Origin of the sequence: Bacillus sp. DNRA2 (genome assembly GCF_012843265.1) — a bacterium.
Classification (GTDB): domain Bacteria; phylum Bacillota; class Bacilli; order Bacillales; family Cytobacillaceae; genus Bacillus_BU.
Map to the genome: position 1 here is coordinate 1 of NZ_JABAIT010000050.1, position 9086 is coordinate 9086.

8 protein-coding genes and 1 tRNA gene are annotated in these 9086 nt (G+C 37.2%); 4 read left to right on the plus strand and 5 right to left on the minus strand.

What is annotated here, in order from left to right:
* Window positions 1-105 precede the first annotated feature (105 nt).
* Entirely contained in the window at window positions 106-384 is a 279-nt protein-coding gene (locus HHO41_RS21585; RefSeq protein WP_169102575.1) for a hypothetical protein, read from the minus strand.
* A gap of 384 nt (window positions 385-768) precedes the next feature.
* On the opposite strand from HHO41_RS21585, the gene HHO41_RS21590 reads away from it, so the two are divergent.
* The 3 genes from HHO41_RS21590 (at window position 769) to HHO41_RS21600 (ending at window position 5219) form a co-directional block, all read left to right on the plus strand.
* Window positions 769-2472 carry a sensor domain-containing protein gene (locus HHO41_RS21590; RefSeq protein WP_169102577.1) on the plus strand — a complete coding sequence of 568 codons (1704 nt, stop codon included), beginning with the start codon at window positions 769-771 and terminating at the stop codon, window positions 2470-2472.
* Window positions 2473-2655: 183 nt separating this feature from the next.
* Window positions 2656-4176, plus strand: a complete 1521-nt coding sequence (locus HHO41_RS21595) for a cobalamin-dependent protein (protein WP_169102579.1) — start codon at window positions 2656-2658, stop codon at window positions 4174-4176.
* On the plus strand, window positions 4176-5219 hold the full coding sequence (locus HHO41_RS21600) for a uroporphyrinogen decarboxylase family protein (protein WP_169102581.1): 1044 nt from the start codon (window positions 4176-4178) through the stop codon (window positions 5217-5219). Before HHO41_RS21595 ends, HHO41_RS21600 begins: the two co-directional genes overlap by 1 nt.
* 627 nt (window positions 5220-5846) lie before the next feature.
* Here the strand turns inward: HHO41_RS21600 and HHO41_RS21605 are convergent.
* The 3 genes from HHO41_RS21605 to HHO41_RS21615 all read right to left on the minus strand — a co-directional run bounded on the left by HHO41_RS21605 (window position 5847) and on the right by HHO41_RS21615 (window position 7309).
* Window positions 5847-6044: a hypothetical protein gene (locus HHO41_RS21605; protein ID WP_169102583.1), complete on the minus strand. Its 198-nt coding sequence runs from the start codon at window positions 6042-6044 to the stop codon at window positions 5847-5849.
* A gap of 342 nt (window positions 6045-6386) precedes the next feature.
* Window positions 6387-6459 (minus strand) — tRNA-Ala (locus tag HHO41_RS21610).
* 148 nt (window positions 6460-6607) lie between these two features.
* Window positions 6608-7309, minus strand: a complete 702-nt coding sequence (locus HHO41_RS21615) for an MgtC/SapB family protein (protein WP_169102585.1) — start codon at window positions 7307-7309, stop codon at window positions 6608-6610.
* A gap of 150 nt (window positions 7310-7459) precedes the next feature.
* On the opposite strand from HHO41_RS21615, the gene HHO41_RS21620 reads away from it, so the two are divergent.
* Window positions 7460-8347 (plus strand): DMT family transporter, encoded by an 888-nt coding sequence (locus tag HHO41_RS21620; RefSeq protein ID WP_169102587.1) that lies wholly within the window; start codon window positions 7460-7462, stop codon window positions 8345-8347.
* Between the two features lie 17 nt (window positions 8348-8364).
* Here HHO41_RS21620 and HHO41_RS21625 read toward each other — a convergent pair whose 3' ends face one another.
* Entirely contained in the window at window positions 8365-8544 is a 180-nt protein-coding gene (locus HHO41_RS21625) for a hypothetical protein (RefSeq protein WP_169102589.1), read from the minus strand.
* Window positions 8545-9086 lie beyond the last annotated feature (542 nt).

Consider the following 9086-nt stretch of genomic DNA (forward strand, 5'->3'; position numbering starts at 1 on the left):
TGAACTAGAGTAATAAGAAAAAAATAAAGAAAGGTGAAATTGAGCCAACTCAATTTCACCTTTTTCATTAATTGAAGCTAGTTATGTCCCAGCCTCTTTTTCAAATTATGCTTGTTTAACTTCTTCCCAATAATATTGGATTGCTTCTTTACGAACAACCTCTGGGCATTCCACTTCTTCTTCCCAGTTATCGTAATTATTTCTTCCACCAAGGTGTTGAATGTCAACACTGTAATATTTGTCCTGATATTTAAAAATGACAACGATCATTTCATCGTATCCGGCATCATCATTGCCAAGCTCTTGAACAAACTCAAGGCCAAAATCTTCATTGTTTTTACGTTCTGCGACTGATTCTAATATAATATTTTTAGGGAATTTCATCCTCATCGCTCCTTCATTTTTATAAGCGTATTTTAATATGCAAATAAATAAAAATAAACAACCTATTAGATAAAAGTTTGTCTAAATTATGACAATATACATACAGTGTTAATCGGGTCAACAATATCCATATATTAATAAAATAGCCATTTTGTAGGTGAGGTAAACGCAAATCATTACAAATCTCGACAAATCAAGGTTTAGACTATTCTTGGGAATTATTTTGTCGAAAAAATGAATAATTTGGTTGTGGAATATATTTTATTGATGTAATATATAAATGCTTTAGATTTTTCACAATAATTTAACAATTTTTACATTCTCTTAATATATGAGGATGAATAGCGGGGTTGGGTTTATAAAATGATGGAGGATTATAGTCATATGGACCGGCAAGCTAATATGCTCAAGGTTTTAACTGATATTAAGTACGCCTTAGATAATTCAGCGATTGTGGCGATTACCGATGTTAATGGGGTCATCACATATGTAAATGATAAGTTTTGTAAAGTATCAAATTATTCGCAAGAGGAATTAATAGGTGTAACTCATCGTCTTATCAATTCTGGCTTTCATCCGAAAAGTTTCTGGAAGAATTTGTGGGAAACTGTGTCCTCGGGCCGAAAATGGGAAGGTGAGGTTCAAAATAAGAAAAAGAATGGCGAGCCTTACTGGGTCGATACAACGATTATTCCATTGCTTGATCATAACGGGAAACCCTATCAGTTTGTCGCAATACGGTATGACATTACCGAAAAGAAAAAAATCGAGTGGGAATTACGAGAAAGCAAGGAACGATATAAAAAATTGGCGTTGCACGATGTATTGACTGGTTTGCCAAATCGCCGTAGCTTTATCGAAACGCTTAATCAAATGATAGTTACGCATCCGCAGTTGGCGATACTGTTTCTTGACTTAGACCGCTTTAAGCTTGTTAATGATACATATGGACATGCTTTTGGAGATGAGCTATTAAAGAAATTTGTAACTCGGTTACAGATTTGCGTAGGGGATAGTGGAGTCTGCATTTCCCGACAAAGTGGCGACGAATTTATCTTCATATCTCCCTATCATAATATTAAAAAAATTGAGAAGCAGGCCGATATCATCCAGCAATCCTTAGCAAAACCATTCTTTATCAATGGTAAAGAAATTTTTATTACCGCTAGTATTGGCATCAGTCTTTATCCTGAACATTCCACTGAAATTGGTGAACTGATTCGAAAAGCAGACATTGCCATGTATAAAGCCAAAAATAATGGTGGTAATAAATATGTCATTTTCCAAGATGAGCAAGAGGAAAACGTTAAGGAAAAGCTAATCATTGAAACTGCTTTACGTAGAGCGGTTGAGCAGGAAGAGTTTCGTTTGTATTACCAACCGAAATTCAATGCTTCGACTGGTGCTGTAAACGGGATGGAGGCGTTAATTCGCTGGTACCATCCAGAACTTGGAATTATTTCTCCAGACCGCTTTATTCCAGTGGCTGAGCAAACCGGACTGATTAATGAGATTGGTGAGTGGGTGCTCAGAACCGCTTGTCGTAAAACTATGTTACTTATTAATCAAGGCTATCATCTAAGTGTTTCTGTCAATGTGTCTATCATTCAATTAATCCAACGCAGCTTTGTGAATACTGTTCGGCAAATCTTAACCGAAACTGGCTTACCATCGCAATTTCTTGAGCTGGAAATTACGGAAACCGTTGCAATTCAGCATAAAGAACTTGTGAACCAGGTTATTCACTCCCTGAAGGGAATGGGTGTTAAAATTGCCATTGACGATTTTGGTACTGGCTACTCGTCGATGATATATTTAAAAGAAATCCCAGTTGATACCGTGAAAATAGATCGTTCTTTTGTGAATGAAATGAACCGAAATTTATTCGACCTTAAGGTAATCGAAGCGATTATATCCGTCAGCCAAAGCTTGAATTTATCAGTCATTGCTGAAGGGGTCGAAACACATGAGCAATTGGAGCTTTTAAAAAGTAAAAACTGTGATAGCATTCAGGGCTTTATATTCAGCAAACCACTCCCAGAGCTGGAACTAGAACAATTTTTACAAAAAAGTTTAATTGCAAGATAAATAGAGATCACATTCCAATTTGGATGTGGTCTTTTTATTTTTTGAGGATAAAAGTTGTAAAATTTACAATAATAGTGAATTTTGTCGCTTTTTCAATATAATAAATAGTTTAAGATGAAAGATGGGAATGTTTGTATTTATTGAAAAGTTGGAGCACGCTCATATATTGAGGGAGGGCTTAATTTGTCAAATCATCCTTTTTTGGAAAAACAAAAAAAGCGATTGGAGAAACAGCTCAGTGTACTCTGGTCACAAATCAACTATTGTGAGGATATTGAAACTTCTTCAGAGGCGTTGGGAGATTATCTATTAAAAATCAAGAAGATATATTTAGACTACACTAGTAATGATAACTATATTACCCTGATTGCTGAACGCACGAAGCAAAAAATCGACAATCAATTAACGCTGTTTCTTGACGGTTTGAACAAAATGATCCACTTAAGAGAAAATTATACGATGATCAATGAGAAAATCGTTGAATTAAACAATAATCATACCGAAGTTGAAAAACAGCTCCAAAAAACATTTCATTTATTAAAGGATGTTTCATCGCAAACGAATATCCTTGCTATCAATGCCAATATCGAAGCACATCGGCTTGGGCCTCAAGGGGCGGTATTCAAAATTATTGCGACTGAAGTACGTAAATTATCTGAAGTGACGAGTAAATCATCCACGAACATCACCGACACCACAAGCCAACTTGCTTTGCAAACTTCAGAAATGACACACACTCTGAATGAAAACAATCAAACCTTATTTGCTGTTGTCGAAGAACTAGAAGAGGGTAAGGAAAGCTTTATTTCAATGTACCAAGACAGTGAAAACATCGTAAATGAATCGCTGGTCCTTGATGATAAACTGCACGTGATTTTAGACCTAGTTGATAAGGTTTATGTCATGGTTGAATATAATAAAATGAGTTATGCAAATGTTAGCAGAATCCTCAAACAGCAGGCTGAGTTAACAAAGGAAATGCTTAATGACATACATAAGGAATTGGGGATTACTACATATCGCTTGAAATCTGATGATACATCGAATTTATACAAGGAATTCTATCGCAATTTTAAACAGGAGAATTTGGAGGCCTGTACCGAGTTAATCCAGAATGCGCTCAATTCAGGTGAGGATGCAACCTTTATTACGAATCATATCCTCGAGCGAACCGTGGAAACCGTCGGTAAAGAGCAAATTAATCAACTCGTTCCTTTAAGTGAAATCTATGTCAACGGCCGTATTATTGAGGCGTGTATGGAAATTCTTATTCCGGTTTTAGAAAAAGAGCACCATAAAGAACACCTTGGTAAAATCATTATTGGAAATGCTTTCGGAGATTATCATGCATTAGGAAGAAAAATCATTTCCACTTTCTTAGGTATGGCAGGCTTTGAAGTCATCGACCTCGGCTTGTCCGTTGATAATGTCGATTTTGTCAAAGCGATAAAAGAACACAATGCAAAGCTCGTCTGCGTTTCAGCATTAATCCTTCATACTGCTGAGGAAGTTACTAGATTGCGAGAATTACTGGACAAAGAAGGCCTAAAAGACGTGAAAATTCTCGTTGGGGGCGCACCTTTCAATTTTGAACCACTACTCGTGCAATCCGTCAAAGCCGACGCGATGGCCAAGACAGGAATTGAAGCTGTTAAAGTGGCGAAAGAATTGCTTGGCTTATTAAGCAGAAGGGTGGGCGTATAATGAATTCAATTGAACGGGTAGTAAATGCTGTAACATTTCAGCCGGTCGACCGTGTCCCAGTCATTCCTGTGGCATTAATGCAAGGTTCGAAACTATTAAACATTGATTTACCAACATATCAGCAAAACGGTGTCCACCTGGCTAAAGGTCAATTAACATTGCTCGAGCGAATGGAGCATGATGGCGTTGTTGGTGTTCCCCATGTTGTTCAGGACTTGGTACCATGGGGCTTGCCGCTAACTTATTATCCTAACGGCTCTCCAATTCTATCAAAAATATTGATTAGCAAAGCGGAAGACATCGTCGATTTAAAAGTTCCTGATCCGACTAATTCTAGGGAAACGATGGAGTCGTTAAAGGCAATTAACATTCTTGCTAAAGAAGTTGGGCATCACACGCCTGTAATAGGTTCTTTGATCGCACCTTTCAGTCTTCCAAGCATGCTCATGGGAACTGGTCCGTTTATTAGACTTCTTTTAGATGAAGATCGTCATGGCGACCAATATTTGAAACTACTCTTGAACAAATGTAAGGAATACGTTGTATCTTGGGCGAAGCAAATGGTCAATCAAGGTGCTCTAATCATTGTGTTGGCCGATGGAATGGCTTCGCAAACTGTTATCAGCAGACATTTGTTTGAAAAATATGTCCATCCGCTATTACAGGAAACCATTAAAGAAATTGGAGTTCCAATTGTGTATGAACCTGTTGGAAGTACAACGGGGATTTTAGACTTAATCGCTACAACCGGAGCCCTCGTTGCGATCCTTGAACACGAGGACAATCTAGATGAGTGCAAAAAAATCGCACAAGGTCGTATTGCACTTATGGGTAATTTTAATAATATAGAAATGATAAATTGGAACCCAATCCGGACCCAGCTCGAGGTGAAAAAGGCTATTAACAAAGCGGCATCAGGCTATGGCTACATCGTATCGTCTCAAGGTCCAGAAATCCCATACAACGTCCCGCTCGAAGTGATTGAAACAATGGTCCATGCGACGAAGGAATTCGGAAAATATAATAAGCAAAATCAACGATAAATGAAGTAGATTTATTAAAACAAGTGGGGAAAAGAGGCTATCTCCACTTGTTTTGTTTTAGGTCGGCAGGGCTATGGAACAGTTTTGTGGATTTTTAGATGGGAAATGTGTCATAGAGGGGTTCTATGAAACACTATTACGGATTATTGAGAGGTAAATGTGTTATAGAGGGGTTCTATGAAACACTTTTACCGAATTTTGGATGGGAAATGTGTCATAGAGGGGTTCTATGAAACACTTTTTAGGATTTTTGGATGTGGAATGTGTCATAGAGCGGTTCTATGAAACAATTTTATGGATTTTTGGATGTGATATGTATCATAGAGGGGTTCTATGAAACACTTATAGGGATTTTTGTATGGGAAATGTATCATAGAGAGGTTCTACGAAACACTTATACGGATTTTTGAGAGAGATTTGTATCATAAAGAACTTCTATGAAACGCCTTTGCGGATTATTGGATGGGAAATGTATTATAGAGCGACCCATAATATCCTTTAAAGGGAAATTGAAGGGGATGATTCATAAGGGGATTTCGTATGACGGAATTTGCAGCCAATATCCTTGAGGTTTTTACAGAAAAAATATGAGAATTCCAATTTAATTAGGTATTCACAGGAAATTACTCAGGTATTAAGCCATTCTTTTTTAATTTCAAATTGGCAATAACCGCATAATACTACTTTTTTATAAAATTGATCTTTGACCTCTGGGTGCAAAACTCGAAAGGCCTCTAACTCTGTTTCGGAAAAATAATGACCATTTCGATCAACGAAAAATATTGCTGAAAATGAATCGGCCCCACCGCAATTATCACATTTCATTTTCATTACCCCTTTGCATAATAAATTTCTAATACATCCTAAAATTACCACATTTTCCAATAAGTACGACTCCGATTTTTTGAATGATTTATGTCAAAAAAACAGGCCTCAACTCAAGCAGGAGAGGCCGCGCCAAATAAAGGCGAATAAAAACCTATTTACAATTTTACATAAAACCAAAGTGAAAACGCTACCACTAATGTCAGTTTTTAGTAAATATACTCATCGTTTTAGGCAGATTTGTGGCAAATTTATAGTGGTATTTTCTACTAAAGAGAACTATCACCAAAACAAAAAGAAGAGAAAACCTTAAATTTAGGTTTTCTCTTCTTTTAAATATTATGGAGAATAGGGGGCTCGAACCCCTGACCTCTTGCATGCCATGCAAGCGCTCTCCCAGCTGAGCTAATCCCCCGCAATAAAGCAAATTACGGTACAACAAAAATTATAGCGAGTACAACACCAAGATGCAAGTGTTTAATACGACCTTTCAGTTGTTGTAAACAAGTTAATAATACAAATAGAGGTGGGGAGCATCAAAAGCTCCCCTCCGCATACCCCATCTATGACATACTCTCGACTTCGAGCTTTTCAACCCCTTCGATTTTCACCACATGCTGATAAACCTCAGTCGTGTCCTCGCTAAAATCAACAATCAACATCAATTGAATAAAATGATCGCCTTCGCTCGTATCCTTAATTCGCATCGTTTTAATTTTTATCTCCTCGCGCTTAATCAATTCAATAATCTCGCCCATCTTATTGCGATCCTTCACATGAAGCTTCAACTGAACCTCTTTTTCACGCAGCCTTCTAATCCCTAAAAAACTCATAAAGTACGGAACAATCTCTACGCTGAAAATTAACAGAATAACTCCAAAGATAGCCTCAAGATAAAATCCGGTTCCGACTGCAATTCCGATGCCGGCTGCGCCCCAAATCATTGCGGCGGTTGTTAACCCGGAAATGCTCTCATTGCCACGACGGAGAATAACGCCGGCTCCCAAAAAGCCGATTCCCGAAACAATCTGTGCCGCCAAACGAAGTGGATCCATCGTAATATTGACGTCATTATCACCTGGGAACATATAAGCTGACTCAATTGATACAATAGTCAGCAAACAGCTCACAATACAAATAACTAAACTTGTTTTCAAGCCGACTGGTTTCCGCTTCAGCTCCCGCTCCAGACCGATAATCAGGCCTAATATTGCCGAAATGCCCAGCTTCAATAAAATGTGCAAATCCAAATCAATACCGAACATAATCCTCCCCCGCTCTTCCTTCGTAATTTCTATGTAAAGATTGGTGTTTAAGTGAATAACTTATTGTAGTATAGTAAAAGTCAAAACAATCATTGTAAAATTATACCTACTTAAATTTTACCATGTATTCATCAAGAAGGAGATTAATTTATGGGGAAAACAATCATTAATCCATACTTCGCCCTAGCGATCAGTGTCATTTCCATATCAACCTCAGCGATATTTGTGAAGTTTTCCACCGCACCGGCAGGCGTCATCGCATTTTACCGTCTTTTCTTTTCGGTGCTGCTGATGTTGCCGGTATTTCTAATAAAGTATGTTTCAGAACTGCGACTTATTACGAAACGCGATTGGCTCTACTCCACGATAGCTGGAGTATTCCTTGCCTTTCACTTCATTCTCTGGTTCGAATCTCTCAATTACACTTCCGTTGCTAGCTCAACAGTTCTGGTAACACTGCAGCCGTTGTTTGCCTTTATTGGCACATTTATTTTCTTTAATGAAAGATTATCGAAAAAAGAAATCATAAGTGGAGTTGCTGCTGTAACTGGTAGTGTTGTCATCAGCTGGGGTGATTTTAAAATAAGTGGAAGTGCTTTGTATGGAGATGTGTTGGCATTAATCGCCTGTGCGCTCATCACGGCTTACTTATTATTCGGACAAACCGTACGCAAAAGAATCTCACTAATCACTTACACCTTTGTCGTATACAGCATTAGCTCCGTCACATTACTACTATATGAATTAATCCGAGGAGATGCGCTCGTTGGATACTCCAGTGTGAATTGGCTCAACTTTTTCTTATTGGCGTTGATCCCAAACCTATTGGGACATTCCCTAATGAACTGGTCACTCAAATGGCTCAGCACCTCGACCATATCAGTTGCTATCTTGTTTGAACCAATCGGGGCAACCATTCTGGCGGTCCTTCTATTAAACGAAAGTGTGATCTGGACCCAAATCGCAGGTGGAATCATCGTTTTAATCGGTATCTTAACATTTCTGATTGATCACAAAAAAGTAAGAGGCAATCCATAATTGCCTCTTACACTTCATTAATAGAAAATAAACGTCATTTTTGAAAAAAATAAAGCAAATATTGCACAAAAAATTAGTGTACCACCATTAACTTTACTACCCTCTGCATTGCTGATGTTTATCGCTTCAATATATCCTCGTAAAAATAACAAAATTGCCATGACTAATGATAGATAAAAGGCTACCGTCTCGAGCATGTTTCATTCTCCTTATCGCATATCTCAATTAATATACAAAATATGATGCAAAAAAAAATTCTATTACTATTTGTGAGAAAAACTAGAAAGTGTAAATACAGAAAACTTGTGGATAAGTTGTGTAGTGATGTTGATAAAGTGTGGATATTCTGAAAATTCCCATAATACATAAATACTTTACTTCCCTAAGACCTGTGGATAAAATTACATTTAGTTAGCTTGTATATTTAAGTGCTAAATAAACATAAAATACTTTTTGTGACTTAATCGAAATTTTTTTTGGATTTATGTTGCATTCATTTTTTATCCGTGATATATTAGAACACGTCCTCGCCGAGAGGACAAACAAACAAACTTTTGAAGAAAACATTTTTAAAAAAAGATGTTGACATTCGAAAGTGGAAATGTTAAATTAATAAAGTCGCCTCTGGGCGATAAAGAAAAAATTGCTCTTTGAAAACTAAACAAACAAACGTCAACAATAAACAAATTATAGTGTGATTGATTTCGATCATGAACACTAGCCAACGTAACTTTTATGA

Coding starts and splice junctions, on each gene's coding strand:
- HHO41_RS21590 (WP_169102577.1), top strand. CDS start 769: ATGGACCGGCAAGCTAATATGCTCAAGGTTTTAACTGATATTAAGTAC.
- HHO41_RS21605 (WP_169102583.1), bottom strand. CDS start 6,044: ATGAAATGTGATAATTGCGGTGGGGCCGATTCATTTTCAGCAATATTT.
- HHO41_RS21620 (WP_169102587.1), top strand. CDS start 7,460: ATGGGGAAAACAATCATTAATCCATACTTCGCCCTAGCGATCAGTGTC.
- HHO41_RS21600 (WP_169102581.1), top strand. CDS start 4,176: ATGAATTCAATTGAACGGGTAGTAAATGCTGTAACATTTCAGCCGGTC.
- HHO41_RS21615 (WP_169102585.1), bottom strand. CDS start 7,309: ATGTTCGGTATTGATTTGGATTTGCACATTTTATTGAAGCTGGGCATT.
- HHO41_RS21585 (WP_169102575.1), bottom strand. CDS start 384: ATGAAATTCCCTAAAAATATTATATTAGAATCAGTCGCAGAACGTAAA.
- HHO41_RS21625 (WP_169102589.1), bottom strand. CDS start 8,544: ATGCTCGAGACGGTAGCCTTTTATCTATCATTAGTCATGGCAATTTTG.